Origin of the sequence: Mesorhizobium metallidurans STM 2683 (assembly GCF_000350085.1) — a bacterium.
Classification (GTDB): domain Bacteria; phylum Pseudomonadota; class Alphaproteobacteria; order Rhizobiales; family Rhizobiaceae; genus Mesorhizobium; species Mesorhizobium metallidurans.
In genome coordinates this window covers 178,714-191,351 of sequence record NZ_CAUM01000134.1, presented here as the reverse complement: position 1 = coordinate 191,351, position 12,638 = coordinate 178,714, and the positions used below count along the sequence as shown (strand labels likewise).

Here is a 12,638-nt window from a genome sequence, read left to right as displayed (position 1 = left end):
TGACGACTGTCCTAAGGCTTGATCTGAGGGCGCGCCCGTGGTTTTGCGATGACGACATGCACATAACAAGACCTTGAGGCGCATCGCATGGGTCCGTCCAAATGCGACGCGTTCCAGGGTCCGCTGTTCGAGTAGATCTCGTGGCAATTGCCCTCGCCTATTGACAGAACTGGATCGACAAGCCAATTTTTCGATGTAACGAGGAGAGGGCCTATGAAGAAAACCTACGAAAAGCCGGCGCTTGTCAAGAAGGGCAGGCTCGCGGCAATTGCCGCTGCGGTGGTGTCAACGCCGCCGGAGGAGTGAAGTCCAATTTTTTTAAAGTCCGCCACACCGAAAGGTGTGGCGGGCTTTTCGCGTTTTTGGCGCTCGGTTCGATAATCAAGGTCACGAATTGTTGCTTCATCGTCAACCTTGCGGAACGACGAGCGACGGTGCGAGTTAGGCACGACGAAATCTCGTGAGGATGCCGCCATGCCAATTCGCCCAGCCGTCTTGACAGCCGCTGGGGCGATTCTGTTTGCCGCAACAGCCACGGCCTACGCGCGCCCAGACACCCGCACCATGACGTGCGAGCAGACGCAGCTTCTGATCCAGAGCCGTCACGCGGTCGTGCTGACCACTGGCCGCAACACGTATGATCGATATGTCCGTCAATTCGGCAACGAATGCGATTGGCCGGAGGTGCCGACCACCGCCTACGTCAAGACGCGTGACGGCCAGTGCCTGGTCCATCGCTGCGACGAGCCGGTTTCCGATTTGCCGGATTGAGAAGCAGTCGGCTTCGAGTTCGACGCTCCCAAGGCGTTTTGCGTCGAAACGGATTCGATCGACGCGCTTTAGATTCGTGTTTTATGCATGTCGTTATCGCAAAACCGCTGCACACTTTTGCGCGACATGCGCTAGAATCCAAAGAATTGCCGGCCGATCATATATCCAAGGGCAACGACCGCCAGGGGAAACAAAGCCGGCGCCAACCGGCTCAGGAGAGAGCGGTTCACCGTTTCCCTGGGAATGTTCCTCTGCGCATTTCCGAGATTCTTGGTCATGGTCCGGTATAGTAGCAATCGCTGATTAACGATTCGCCAATGGCAATGTCCGCCCATAAATTGGCCGGTTTTCTTATTGAACGGGCTATTTGAATTCCTGCGCCGTGCAGTCGGCGAAGAGCACCGAAATCGTGCAGATGACGCCGCCGATGTCCTTTCGGGCGACCGCCTCCAGGCCATCGGCCCACGGCAGATCGATCACGTCGTAGATGAACTGGCTTGCCTCCAGATGCAGGTCCGGATCGATCTTGATCCGGCCGATGACCGCACCCTCAGCGTCTCTGAACTGGCGTCGATCTTGTTGATCTCGCGGTCGTTCGGATTGAAGACCTTCAAGGCGATGTCGCTGCGCGTGGTCGTCCATTCCAGCATTTCGAGAATGTCAGGCGAACCGCGTTCACATGCGGGCTTCGCGTTGGCATCGTGCGCGCAGAGTATGGCTGCGATCAGCGGCAGTCGTTTCAAGCCCATGTCATCCCTCATCGTCGCCGGAAACCATCGTGTCGGTCGAACAGGAGCAACGGACCTCATGAGTGCGCCGGCCTGGGGTGGGTTGCCGCACGCCGGAACCAATCGCCGCCCATTTGCTTTGGCAAGGAGTTCGCGAAGAAAGGAACTGGATATGAAACCTCTCCACATATTGCTTGTGGCGGGCGCGCTGGCCTTGCCCCTGGCGGTACCCGCTGCTGCGCAGACACCCGATCAGACAGAGAGCCAGGCGCGCGGGCGTTGCCAGGCCGCACCGCAGAATGGTCAGCAGCAGAAACCGCCCGCCAACAACGATGGCAGCAACAGGAATAGTCTGTCCGATACGCTCGATCCTTGCGACGGCGTGCTGCAGCCGCCACCGACAGGCGATCAAGGTATGGCCGCGCCACCGCCGGACGAAGGCAAGACCCCGGTAATCAAGCCCGGCGAGGTGCCCGTGCAACCGCCGAAGCAGTAGCCATCGTTCGCCCCTGAAATCTCCTGCTTCAATGCGGGTGTCGCGTGGTCCTGGGGCGCATGCTCCTTGCGCTCTTGGCTTCACGCGACACTGTCACCGGATCGACGCCGGTCCACATCATGGCGTTCACCTCGGCGAAGCTGATGAATGCCCGCCGCGCCTGGTCGGCGGTCAGACAGGATCGCAGCGCCCTTCAAAGCGGATCTGGCCAATACGCCGGATGCCATCGATAGGTCGTGATGGGTTGCGAAAGCCGATAGCGGCGGCCGGTAAACCCTTTGATCAATTAGTCTCGGCTTACGGAACAAGAGAGACGCCCCAGCGTTTGCTCACAGGGCTCGCCCTTCTCGGCAGTGATGCTCTCAAAGCCATGAATGGCGAGCCTGCCAACAGCAACAGGAGAAGATGATGAAAATCCACCTTGTCCCTGCCGCTGCAGGGTTTGTTCTGCTGGCCGGCATAGGCGTGGCCGCTGCGGATCAGGTGATTGTCACACCCGAACAGCAGACCATCATTCGCGAACATGTGCAAAAGCACCCGCTGGCGTCGGTTAGCCTGCTGGGCGTGGAACTCAATGTCGGTTCCGCTCTGCCCGACACGGTCGAGCTCCAGTCGATCCCCGACGTGCAGTACAGATATGCGGTCGTCGACAATCGTACCGTGCTGGTCGACCCTGGCACCCGTAGAATTGTGCAGGTCATAGACTGACCTTACCCGCCGCTCTCTCTCCGGAAGATGAAGAGGAGCGGCGGGCCGTCTCTGGCCGCAGGAGTGCGTGAATCTGTCTCGGGAATGAAGGAGCTATTTCCATGTTGCCGCATGTCGATTCACCCAACGTGGTCGCTGTCGTCGACAAATTGCTTGTCGAACGGGGAACTGGCCTCTTGTCGATGAAGGAGGTGATTGAGGTCGTGCGTGAGCGAACCGGAACGGAGCGCTCGGACGCGGATCTGGCAGGGCTGATCAAGAAGAAGGCGGCATTGCTTGGTGTCGCGGTTCTGTCGGATAAAGGCTGAGGCCGCCCAAGACGCCGATCGAAATTTCAGTTAAAACAGTTGTTGCTCACGGATTTGAACCGAACCGACGGAGGCAACAGTGACGGACGAGCGGCAGGAACGTATTCGCAGACGGGCACACGCGATCTGGGAACAAGCCGGCCGACCCGACGGCGCGCATCAGCGCCACTGGGACCAGGCAGCTGCCGAGATCGACAACGAGGACAGCAAGCCGAAAGCGAAAGCGGCGCTCAAGAAGTCCGTTGCCGCCAAGGGCGGCAAGTCGAAGGACAGCAAGCCGAAGAAGGCGTCAACCTAGCGTCCGGCATCCGCTTGGGGACCATCCGACATACGGCTGCCATTGTTGCCGCGGACGGAGTTCGGTCCGTGTCGCGGCAGCAATGTGAATTGCTGGAATTCTGAGTTGATTCGGTTACTTGCCACAATGGTTGTCATTGACGGTCGGTGAGGCCGTGCCGGCAACCCTGTTCGAGGCGTCGGGTTGTGCGCCTTGCGGGTTCACCGGACAGTTCTGATCAGCATTCGAATTCCAGTTGTCGGGCGCGCCGACGATGCTGTTGGTGATCCCAAAGTCGACAGCGTTAGGATCCGCAGGATCGGGATAAGCCGGGTCGACTACGACGCTTTTGTCGCTGCCAGTCCCGGCAGTGCCGCCGCCCGGTCCGTCGGCGTTCTGGGCCACGGCCGAAGTGGCCAAGCCGGCGGCTAATACGGACGCTGCGAGGATTTTCGTAAACATGGTTTGTCTCCATTTTTTCGATTGTCGCCGCATTGCGACTGTGGTGGAAACCGCTCGGGGGTAATGAAGGTTCCCATAAAATTCCGGCCAGGAACCTCCCAGTGCGCCTGTAACAAAGGCATCAGAAGCAACATCGATAGCCGTCCCGGCCGGGAACTGAAACCACTCCCGGCATTTCAGCAGTCGTAGCAATCCGTTGGAAATCGAGCGGGCGGCGGGGAAGTACGGAAGTCGCCCGGTTTTCAGAATCTCCGCGATTCAGCAGCCTATTGGAGCCCGCCACGCAAGCGTGGCGGGCTTTTTTGTGTTGGTGCACTTCTGCTTCGGGCGACAAGTGCATCCGTCCTGGCATTGACATAGCCATTACTGCGCGATATTGAACAGGACTATACAGGTTCACTGAACAGGTATTCCATGGCGCGCCGCGCGGCTCTGTCATCTCCCGGAACGGGCAAGCCCGAACAGATCGCGACTGTTCTCGAACATGAGATCCGCTCCGGCGTGCTCGGCTTTGGCGATCGCCTGCAGAGCGAGAACGAGCTGGTCCAGCGCTTCTCCGTCAGCCGCAACACCATCCGCAAGGGTCTCGAGGAATTGTCGAGCCGCGGATTGATCACGACCAAGGTCGGCATTGGCTCGTTCGTCACTTTCGACGGCATGCCGGTCGACGACGCGGTCGGCTGGTCGCGCGCTCTGGCCAATGCCGGCGCCAATGCCGACACGCGCACGCTCAGGCTCGAAGTCATGCAGGATGCCGAACTCGCCGCCAGGCTCGGCGTCGACAGTCCGTTCTTCATCGCCGTCGACCGGGTGCGCACCAATGCCGATGACGGCCATGCCATCTCCATCGAGCGCAGCCGTCTGCCGTTGTCGCCGGAGCTGGAGGACGTGCCGCTGCGCGGGTTGCGCGAAGGCTCGCTGCACCAGACGCTGCGCGGTGCGAAGCTTGTTCCCGATCACGGCGAAGAATGGGTCGATATCGAGATGCTGAGCGCCGAGGACGCGGCGATCCTCGACTGCGCGCCAGGGATGCCGTTCCTGCGCACACGACGCCTGACACGCGCCGCCGACGGCCGCGCCATCGAGTTCGTCACCAGCCTGCTCAACCCGGCGCATTTCGCCCTTCATCTGGAGTTCTGAGATGATGGATAGGACCGAGATGATCGACCGGGCTATGGGCGCGCTCATCGGCGGCGCGCTGGGCGATGCGCTCGGCATGCCGACACAACTCCTGTCGCCCGCGCGCATCGCCGAGCTCTACGGCCATGTCGAGGGTTTCGTCGCGCCCGTCGCCGACCATCCGGTATCGAAAGGGCTGCTGGCTGGCACGATCACCGACGACACCGAACAGGCGCTCCTGCTCGGCCGCATCCTGATTGTTTCCGGCGATCGTTTCGACCACACGCGCTGGGTCAATGCGCTGCTCGACTGGGAGCGCGACGTCAAGGCGCGTGGCAGCTACGATCTGCTCGGTCCGTCGACCAAGCGCGCCATCGACGCCATCAACAATGGCGTGCCCCCCGAAGAAGCGGGAAGCGGCGGCGATACCAATGGCGCTGCCATGCGCATCGCCCCGGTCGGGATCATGATGCCGCTGGAACCGCTCGACGCCTTGGTCGCCAAGGTTGCGGAAACCTGCCGGGCCACGCATAACACCTCGATTGCGATCGCCTCGGCCGCCGCAGTTGCGGCCGCCGTCAGCAACGGCGTTGCCGGCGGCGACTGGCACGCCGCTTTGGACCATGCCGTCATGGCAGCCAGGCGTGGCGCGGCACTCGGCCATTGGGTCACCGGCGGCGACATTGCTGCGCGCATCGACTGGGCGAGGGGCCTCGTTCGCGGCAGGACTGTCGCCGACGGCATCCGGCTGATCACCGATCTGGTCGGCACCGGCGTCGCCAGCCAGGAATCGATTCCGGCTGCCTTCGCCGTGCTGGAGATCGCCGGCGGCGATCCCTGGCAGGCCGCCATCATCAGCGCCAATCTCGGCGGCGACACCGACACGATCGGCGCCATTGCCGCCGGCATGGCCGGCGCCTGCACGGGCTTTTCCCGGCTGCCGCAACAGCACATCGCCAGACTGAAGGGCCTCAACGTAGAACGGGTGCATGCGCTGGCCACTGATCTTGTCGCGGCACGCACGGCAAAAGCCGGCTCTGGCAAGGATGCTGCGGCATGAGCGGAACTCAGCCTGACATGAGCGGGCGCCTCGTCCATATCGGCAGCGCGGTGGTCGACTATGTCTACCGCATCGATGCCTTGCCGGAACCGGGCGCGGAGAAGACCGCATCGAGTTTTGCTCAAGTCGCGGGTGGTGGCTTCAACATGATGGTCGCGGCCAGCCGCACCGGCATGAAGGTCGTCTTCGGCGGCCAGCTCGGTACCGGACCCAATGGCGATTTCCTGCGCGCTGCCTTGGCTGCCGAAGGCATCACGGCACTGACGCCGGCATCACCAGTGATGGACAGCGGTAATTGCGTCGCCATGATCAGCGGCGATGCCGAGCGCACTTTCGTCTCGTGGCCCGGCGCCGAGAGCGTGCTCAGCCTCGACATGATGGCGCCGGTCCGGGTTGCGCCGGGCGACTGGGTGTTCGCCTCTGGCTATACGCTGAGCTATTCCGGCAGCCGCGATGCGCTGGGCGACTGGATCGAGGCGCTACCGGAGAATATTCCCTTCGTCTTTGATCCGACGCCGATCGTCGCGGACATTCCGCGTGCCACTCTCGACCGGGTGCTTGCCCGCACGACCTGGCTGAGCTGCAACACGACGGAAGCGGTCGAGATCGCCGGCTCTGGCGATGTCGAGGCACTCGCCGCCCGTCTGCTTTCCAGCCATTGCCCGAAGGCTGAAGGCATCATCATCCGCGCCGGCGCAAAGGGCTGTTTCGTGCGGCTGGCCGGCGGTGGCACGCGGACAGTTGCTGGCTTCAAGGTCGACCCCATCGATACCAATGGCGCCGGCGACACCCATATCGGCGCATTTGTCGGCGCGCTGTCGCGCGGCGTGGCGGCCTTCGAGGCGGCGCGCTACGCCAATGCGGCGGCGGCGCTCTCGGTCACTCGCCATGGCGGATCCTCGGCGCCGACGGACGCAGAAATCAAGACATTCCTGAGCCACATCGCCGGTCCGTCGACAGGGGCCGACGGCCGGAACCGGAAGGCCCATGCCTAACTGCCTGAAAACCTGACAAGCCCGGGAACCGGGCAAGCAAAAAGAGAGGAACGAACATGCGCATGCCCAAACTGACTGCATTCCTGACGGCGACCGCCGTCTTCACCTCCGTACTGGCCGCCAGTGCCGCCGAAGTGCATGTGCTCAACTGGAAGGGCTACGGCGCCGATGAGCCATGGGCGATCGCCGCCTTCGAAAAGGCGACCGGCAACAAGGTCGTCAACGACTTCTTCAATTCCGAACAGGAAATGCTGACCAAGCTCAGGACCAATCCCGGCCTCTACGACGTCGTCATGATCAATGCTGCCTTTAACGACCAGGCGATGGCTGAAAAACTGATCCAGCCGATCGATACGTCCAAGCTGTCGAACTATGCGGACATCAGTCCGGACAAGGCAGGCTCGCCGATGCTCGATCATGACGGCAAGGTCTATGGCGTGCCGTGGGTGTGGGGCCTGACGGCGCTCGCCATCAACGAAAAATCTTTCGACAAGCCGCCGACCAGCATCACCGAAATGTGGAACGAGGCGCACAAGGGCCGCGTGGTCATTCGTGACGATGCTGTCGAAGCGGTCCAGTTCGGCGCCATAGCCACCGGCCAGAACATCAACGACATCAAGGATATGGAAGCGGTCAAGGCGAAGCTGAGCTCGCTGATGCCGCAGATCAAGACATTCTGGAGTTCGGAGAACGACTGGAACCAGATGGTCGCATCCAACCAGATCGACATCGGCACCTATTGGAGTGGCTCGGCCGACCGCGCCAAGACGCATTTCAAGCTGCCGGTCTCGCTGGTTATCCCGCAGGAAGGCGCTGTCGCCTGGCTCGACGCCTTTTCCATTCCGGTCGGCTCCAAGAACGTCACTGGGGCCGAAGCCTTCATCAACTACATGATCGATCCGAAATTCTATGTCGAATGGGTCACCAAGGTCGGCGCGCCGGTGTCAGCCAACACCAAGGCGGTGGAAGCTCTTCCCGAGGACGCCTTTAACCGCAAGGTGATGGGCGATCCCGATGTCGCCAAGCGCATTCAGTTCCAGGCGCCGATCACCGACGCCCAGCGCGAAGCCTATCTGGCGCTGTGGCAGCAGCTCAAGGTCGACGTGAAATAGGCTGACGTCCCGATCAGCCGGCGGTTTCCGCCGGCTGATTCTTCCGATCCTGGGGAGGAGGTATCATGGCGATACAGGGTGCGACCGCTTCACGCAGCGGGCTGAGATCGGCCTTGCCGCTGCTTCTCCCCGCCTATCTCTGGCTGACGGTGGCGATCTTCCTGCCGCTGTCGGCCATGGTCTTCTTCTCCTTCATGACCGATCTGCCGCTGTCGGGAAAGCCGTGGGCATTTACGTTCGGCAATTACGCGACCTTCTTCTCGCAGAGCCTCTATCTGAGGCTGCTATGGGCCTCGCTGCGCCTGGGCCTCGAAGTGACGTTGTGGTGCATCGTCATCGGCTACCCCGCGGCCTATGTGCTGGCCAAGGTGCTGAAGGGGCGCAGCCGTGAGGCGATCTTCCTGCTTGTCATCCTGCCGTTCTGGTCGAACGGGCTGGTGCGCATCTTCTCCTGGGCGATGGTGCTGCGCGAAGGCGGCATCCTCGACACCGCTCTCAACGCCGTACTGCCGTTCAAGATCAACATCGACCTGATGTATTCCTATCCGGCTGTGATCATCGGCCTGGTGCACTCCTACGTGCCCTATATGGTGCTGACCTGTTATCTCACGCTGCAGGCCATAGACGATTCACTGATCGAGGCCGGGCGTTCGCTTGGCGCCTCGCGGTTGCAAATGCTGAAACGGGTGATCATCCCGCTCTCGATGCCGGGGCTGGTCGCGGGTGCGGCACTCATCTTCGTGCCTGTGGTCGGCTCCTTCATGGAACCGCGTATTCTCGGCGGCCGCACCGGCACCTTTTACGGCACGGTCATCGAGGACCAGTTCGTTGCCGTCTTCAACTGGCCGCTGGGTGCCGCTCTGTCCTTCATTCTGCTGGCCGTCGTGCTGGTCATCCTGGCGTTGGCCGCACCAGTGTTGCGGAAGGCCGCCTGATGGCGACGACGCGTATCCTCGAAAGGCTCGGCCGGCTCTACATCTGGCTGCTGCTCGCCTTCCTCTATCTGCCCATCATCATCATGGCGCTGATGTCGTTCAACGTCTCGCCCTTCTACCAATTGCCGTTCGAATGGACGACCGAGTGGTACGCGTCGCTGTGGCAGAACGACCAGCTGATCTCGGCGACATGGAACAGCCTCGAAATCGCGATCATCACCACCATCATCTGCGTGGTGCTCGGCTCGGCGGCGTCGCTGGCGCTCTACCGCTATGAGTTCAGGGGAAAAAAAATCCTGCAGGCGCTGCTGTTTCCGCCGATCGCCATTCCGTGGCTGATCACCGGCACGGCGATGCTGATCTTCTTCTTCGGCGTCGGTATCGGCCGCGGCCTGTTCGCCATCCTGCTCGGCCATGTCGCCCTGGCGCTGCCCTACGTCATCGTCGTCGTCTCGGCCCGGTTGCAAACCTTCGCACCGGAACTGGAAGAAGCGGCGCGCTCGCTCGGCGCCAACCAATGGCAGGTGACGCGGCGCGTGACGTTGCCCTGGATCATGCCGGGCGTCATTGCCGGCGGGCTGTTCGCCTTTGCCGTGTCGTTCGACCAGTTCGTGGTCTCCTACTTCCTGTCGACGCCTGGCCAGACGACGCTGCCTGTCGAAATCTACGCGGCGATCCGCAAGGGTTTTACGCCCGAGATCAACGCGGTCTCGACCATCATCATCGTCGTGTCGATGGCGCTGATGCTGCTCACGGCGCGGTTCTTCAAATTCGGCGGAGAGAAATAATGGCCGGCGTGCAGGTATCGAACGTGTCGCGCAGCTTCGGGGCGCACAAGGCGCTGGACGACGTCTCTATCGATTTTGCCGATGGCGGTTTCTACGCGCTGCTTGGGCCGTCGGGCAGCGGCAAGACCACGCTCTTGCGCCAGATCGCCGGTTTCGATTTTCCCGACTCCGGCCGCATTGCGATTGGCGGCGAAAGCGTCGAGCGGGTGCCGGTCGAGAAGCGGCGGATCGGCATGGTGTTCCAGAACTATGCGCTGTTTCCCAATATGAGCGTCGCCGACAATGTCGCCTTCGGGCTGTCGGTGCGCGGCGAGGCCAAGGCGGTGATTGCCGCCGAGGTAAAGCGCGCGCTTGAGCTCGTGCAACTCGGCAAGCTCGGTGGCCGGAGACCGCACCAGCTCTCCGGCGGCCAGCGCCAGCGTGTCGCGCTGGCCCGCGCCATCGTCACCAAGCCGCGCGTGCTTTTGCTCGACGAGCCATTGGGCGCGCTCGACAAGGCGCTGCGCGTCGACATGCAGATCGAGTTGAAACGCATCCAGCGCGAGATCGGCATCACCACCATCTTCGTCACGCACGACCAGGAAGAGGCGCTGACGATGAGCGACCGCATCGGCATTTTGCGCGACGGCAGGCTGGTGCAGGAGGGGCCGCCGGAGGAGATCTACGATAGCCCGAAGAGCGAGTTCGCCGCCACCTTCCTCGGTGATGCCAACATATTGCGCGGTGACAGCACGGGCACCGGCATCCGACTGCCCGACGGCACGGCCATCGCCGCCGGGGCTGGCGCGACGCTTGCAGCCGGCGCCAAGGCGAGCTGCGCCGTGCGGCCCGAACGCATCCGCATCGCCACCGATGCCGGAAGCGCGGGCCGGGCCAATGGCAACATGCTCCGGGGCCAGATCTCCAAGCGCATCTTCGCCGGCAACAACAGCACCTATTTCGTCGAACGCGACGGCCAGACGCTCAAGGTCATCGTGCAGAACACCGGCATCGAGCGGCTGGCGGAGGGGCAAGACGTGGTGTTGCGCTGGTCGCCGGAGAGCACCGTGCTGATCGCCGCGAGCTAGATCAGGCTGCCGGACTTGCCAGCCGGACCGCAATCGGGGAGAGCTTATCGGCGGAGTGCGGAAAGCGAAACAGCCGATGACGCTTGAACTGAGTGCGCGAGACCAGTCGATGCTGCGGGGCGCGCGGGGGCCGGCTACAGCCGCCGCGATGAGGATACTGGTCGCGTTTTCTAAGGCGGTCGGCGCGTCGAAACTGCTCGACATTGCCGGTGCTCATATCGATGGCTGTCTCTATCACGGTCAGGCCAGCCTCGATTTCGTCGAAAGACTGGTCGAGGGCAGTGGCCGCGTGCTTGTGCCGACGACGCTCAATGTCGGCTCCTTCGATCTCATCCATCCCGGATTGGTGAAGATGCCGCCGTCGCAGGAGGCGCCGGCGCGGCGACTGATGAAGGCGCATCTGGAACTCGGCTGCCGGGCGACTTTCACCTGTGCACCCTACCAGACACGGTTCCGGCCCGGTTTTGGTGAACAGATCGCCTGGGGTGAATCCAACGCCATCGTCTTTGCCAATTCCGTGATCGGGGCGCGGACCAACCGTTACGGCGATTTCATCGATCTGTGCTGCGCGATGACCGGACGTGCGCCCGCATGGGGCCTGCATTTGAGCGAAAACCGGCGCGGCCGGGTTCTGTTCGAATTGATCGATTCTGACGCGGAACCGAGCGATAGCCTGTTCGTCGCCGTCGGGCTGATCATCGGGCAAACAAGTGGCGATCGCATCCCGGTGATCTCGGGCCTGCCTAGACCGCGCGATGAGGATCAGTTGAAAGCGCTGGGCGCCGCCGCGGCGACGACCGGGGCTGTGGCGCTGTTCCATGCGGTTGATATCACGCCGGAAGCGAACACGCTCGAAGAGGCGTTTCATGGCATGGCGCCAGAGGAGATAATTGGCATCACGCGCGCCGACCTCGACAATGCGCTGGCCAGGCTATCGAGCGTACCGGACGGCGCGCCTTTGGCGGCCGTGTCACTGGGCACGCCGCATTTCTCGCATGACGAATGGATGCGGCTGTTGCCATTGTTGCGCAAGGTCGCGCCGGGCAGGGGCATTCCGATCTACGTCAACACCGGTCGCGCGACGCTGACGCGCCTGCAGGATGAGGGGGCGCTGGCCGGCATGGAGGCGTTCGGGCTTATATCGGTCGCCGACACCTGCACCTATGTCACTTCGATCATCGAGCGGCTTGACGGCGTGGTGATGACCAATTCCGGCAAATGGGCGCATTACGCGCCCGGCAATATCGGCGTCTCGGTGGCCTTTGGCGACATGGCGGATTGCGTCCGCTCCGCCGCGGCCGGCCATGTCGTGCGAGGCACGCGATGAGCGGGCAGGACAGGCGAACCCTGGACAGAACCGGCATTTTTCAGTTGGTTGGCGAGGCGCAAGGCTCGGCGCTGGTACTGTCGCAAGCGCTCAGTTTCTGGGGCGGCGTCGATGCCGAGACGGGCGACATCATCGATCATTCGCTTGCCGAGCTGGGCGGCAATGTCGCCGGCCGGATCCTGATCATGTCAAGCGGGCGGGGCTCGTCGTCGTCCTCGTCGGTTCTTGCCGAGGCGATCCGCAAGGGCACGGCGCCGGCCGGCGTCATCCTGGAGCGGCCGGACCCGATCCTTGCCGTCGGCGCCATCGTCGCCGAATTCCTCTACGGCATCAGCATGCCGCTGGTCGTCTGCGACACGTCAGGCATTGTCTCCGGCGACCGGATCGCCATCGGCATTAATGAGGATGCGCAAGCGATGGTCAGCCTGACCTAAGTATTTGTTTTTACGCATGATCTTGTCCGAAAAGTCTGCAACTTTTCGGGA

The 12,638-nt window shown here is 62.4% G+C and carries 16 protein-coding genes; 14 read left to right on the top strand and 2 right to left on the bottom strand.

Annotation, left to right across the window (positions count from 1 at the left end; genetic code table 11):
- Positions 1-224 precede the first annotated feature (224 nt).
- Entirely contained in the window at positions 225-476 is a 252-nt protein-coding gene (locus MESS2_RS32430) for a hypothetical protein (RefSeq protein WP_157357791.1), read from the bottom strand.
- Between MESS2_RS32430 and MESS2_RS22815 the strand changes: the two genes are divergently transcribed.
- The 5 genes from MESS2_RS22815 to MESS2_RS22780 all read left to right on the top strand — a co-directional run bounded on the left by MESS2_RS22815 (position 475) and on the right by MESS2_RS22780 (position 3,309).
- On the top strand, positions 475-771 hold the full coding sequence (locus MESS2_RS22815; RefSeq protein ID WP_008876836.1) for a hypothetical protein: 297 nt from the start codon (positions 475-477) through the stop codon (positions 769-771). The two genes, MESS2_RS32430 and MESS2_RS22815, sit on opposite strands and share 2 nt — an antisense overlap.
- A 354-nt stretch (positions 772-1,125) precedes the next feature.
- A complete protein-coding gene (locus MESS2_RS33505) occupies positions 1,126-1,995 on the top strand; it encodes a hypothetical protein (protein WP_244440051.1) in 870 nt (289 codons plus the stop codon).
- A gap of 408 nt (positions 1,996-2,403) precedes the next feature.
- On the top strand, positions 2,404-2,703 hold the full coding sequence (locus tag MESS2_RS22790) for a DUF1236 domain-containing protein (protein ID WP_008876832.1): 300 nt from the start codon (positions 2,404-2,406) through the stop codon (positions 2,701-2,703).
- Between the two features lie 101 nt (positions 2,704-2,804).
- Positions 2,805-3,011 carry a hypothetical protein gene (locus tag MESS2_RS22785; RefSeq protein ID WP_008876831.1) on the top strand — a complete coding sequence of 69 codons (207 nt, stop codon included), beginning with the start codon at positions 2,805-2,807 and terminating at the stop codon, positions 3,009-3,011.
- A 79-nt stretch (positions 3,012-3,090) separates the two neighbouring features.
- Positions 3,091-3,309, top strand: a complete 219-nt coding sequence (locus tag MESS2_RS22780) for a DUF2934 domain-containing protein (RefSeq protein ID WP_008876830.1) — start codon at positions 3,091-3,093, stop codon at positions 3,307-3,309.
- Positions 3,310-3,423: 114 nt separating this feature from the next.
- Here MESS2_RS22780 and MESS2_RS22775 read toward each other — a convergent pair whose 3' ends face one another.
- Positions 3,424-3,750: a hypothetical protein gene (locus MESS2_RS22775; protein ID WP_008876829.1), complete on the bottom strand. Its 327-nt coding sequence runs from the start codon at positions 3,748-3,750 to the stop codon at positions 3,424-3,426.
- A gap of 414 nt (positions 3,751-4,164) precedes the next feature.
- On the opposite strand from MESS2_RS22775, the gene MESS2_RS22770 reads away from it, so the two are divergent.
- The 9 genes from MESS2_RS22770 to MESS2_RS22730 all read left to right on the top strand — a co-directional run bounded on the left by MESS2_RS22770 (position 4,165) and on the right by MESS2_RS22730 (position 12,587).
- Complete coding sequence (locus MESS2_RS22770) at positions 4,165-4,890, top strand: GntR family transcriptional regulator (protein WP_008876828.1); 726 nt, start codon at positions 4,165-4,167, stop codon at positions 4,888-4,890.
- A 1-nt stretch (position 4,891) separates the two neighbouring features.
- Positions 4,892-5,929, top strand: coding sequence for an ADP-ribosylglycohydrolase family protein (locus MESS2_RS22765; RefSeq protein ID WP_008876827.1), 1,038 nt, complete (start codon positions 4,892-4,894; stop codon positions 5,927-5,929).
- A 17-nt stretch (positions 5,930-5,946) separates the two neighbouring features.
- The gene (locus MESS2_RS22760) at positions 5,947-6,924 is read left to right on the top strand and encodes a PfkB family carbohydrate kinase (protein WP_008876826.1); all 978 of its coding nucleotides are present in this window, start codon (positions 5,947-5,949) and stop codon (positions 6,922-6,924) included.
- A 56-nt stretch (positions 6,925-6,980) separates the two neighbouring features.
- On the top strand, positions 6,981-8,036 hold the full coding sequence (locus tag MESS2_RS22755) for an ABC transporter substrate-binding protein (protein ID WP_008876825.1): 1,056 nt from the start codon (positions 6,981-6,983) through the stop codon (positions 8,034-8,036).
- A 65-nt stretch (positions 8,037-8,101) separates the two neighbouring features.
- On the top strand, positions 8,102-8,971 hold the full coding sequence (locus MESS2_RS22750) for an ABC transporter permease (protein WP_008876824.1): 870 nt from the start codon (positions 8,102-8,104) through the stop codon (positions 8,969-8,971).
- Positions 8,971-9,759, top strand: coding sequence for an ABC transporter permease (locus MESS2_RS22745; protein WP_008876823.1), 789 nt, complete (start codon positions 8,971-8,973; stop codon positions 9,757-9,759). The genes MESS2_RS22750 and MESS2_RS22745 overlap by 1 nt, the downstream gene beginning before the upstream one ends.
- On the top strand, positions 9,759-10,826 hold the full coding sequence (locus MESS2_RS22740; RefSeq protein WP_008876822.1) for an ABC transporter ATP-binding protein: 1,068 nt from the start codon (positions 9,759-9,761) through the stop codon (positions 10,824-10,826). The genes MESS2_RS22745 and MESS2_RS22740 overlap by 1 nt, the downstream gene beginning before the upstream one ends.
- A gap of 76 nt (positions 10,827-10,902) precedes the next feature.
- Positions 10,903-12,153: an aconitase X gene (locus MESS2_RS22735; RefSeq protein ID WP_008876821.1), complete on the top strand. Its 1,251-nt coding sequence runs from the start codon at positions 10,903-10,905 to the stop codon at positions 12,151-12,153.
- On the top strand, positions 12,150-12,587 hold the full coding sequence (locus MESS2_RS22730; protein WP_008876820.1) for an aconitase X swivel domain-containing protein: 438 nt from the start codon (positions 12,150-12,152) through the stop codon (positions 12,585-12,587). The genes MESS2_RS22735 and MESS2_RS22730 overlap by 4 nt, the downstream gene beginning before the upstream one ends.
- Positions 12,588-12,638: the final 51 nt, after the last annotated feature.

Bases quoted from the DNA above. Each gene is read 5' to 3' on its own strand.
- MESS2_RS22790 (WP_008876832.1), top strand. From the start codon at position 2,404: ATGAAAATCCACCTTGTCCCTGCCGCTGCAGGGTTTGTTCTGCTGGCC.
- MESS2_RS22785 (WP_008876831.1), top strand. From the start codon at position 2,805: ATGTTGCCGCATGTCGATTCACCCAACGTGGTCGCTGTCGTCGACAAA.
- MESS2_RS22745 (WP_008876823.1), top strand. From the start codon at position 8,971: ATGGCGACGACGCGTATCCTCGAAAGGCTCGGCCGGCTCTACATCTGG.
- MESS2_RS22735 (WP_008876821.1), top strand. From the start codon at position 10,903: ATGACGCTTGAACTGAGTGCGCGAGACCAGTCGATGCTGCGGGGCGCG.
- MESS2_RS22750 (WP_008876824.1), top strand. From the start codon at position 8,102: ATGGCGATACAGGGTGCGACCGCTTCACGCAGCGGGCTGAGATCGGCC.
- MESS2_RS22775 (WP_008876829.1), bottom strand. From the start codon at position 3,750: ATGTTTACGAAAATCCTCGCAGCGTCCGTATTAGCCGCCGGCTTGGCC.
- MESS2_RS22770 (WP_008876828.1), top strand. From the start codon at position 4,165: ATGGCGCGCCGCGCGGCTCTGTCATCTCCCGGAACGGGCAAGCCCGAA.
- MESS2_RS22740 (WP_008876822.1), top strand. From the start codon at position 9,759: ATGGCCGGCGTGCAGGTATCGAACGTGTCGCGCAGCTTCGGGGCGCAC.
- MESS2_RS22755 (WP_008876825.1), top strand. From the start codon at position 6,981: ATGCGCATGCCCAAACTGACTGCATTCCTGACGGCGACCGCCGTCTTC.
- MESS2_RS22765 (WP_008876827.1), top strand. From the start codon at position 4,892: ATGATGGATAGGACCGAGATGATCGACCGGGCTATGGGCGCGCTCATC.
- MESS2_RS22760 (WP_008876826.1), top strand. From the start codon at position 5,947: ATGAGCGGGCGCCTCGTCCATATCGGCAGCGCGGTGGTCGACTATGTC.
- MESS2_RS22815 (WP_008876836.1), top strand. From the start codon at position 475: ATGCCAATTCGCCCAGCCGTCTTGACAGCCGCTGGGGCGATTCTGTTT.
- MESS2_RS22730 (WP_008876820.1), top strand. From the start codon at position 12,150: ATGAGCGGGCAGGACAGGCGAACCCTGGACAGAACCGGCATTTTTCAG.
- MESS2_RS32430 (WP_157357791.1), bottom strand. From the start codon at position 476: ATGGCGGCATCCTCACGAGATTTCGTCGTGCCTAACTCGCACCGTCGC.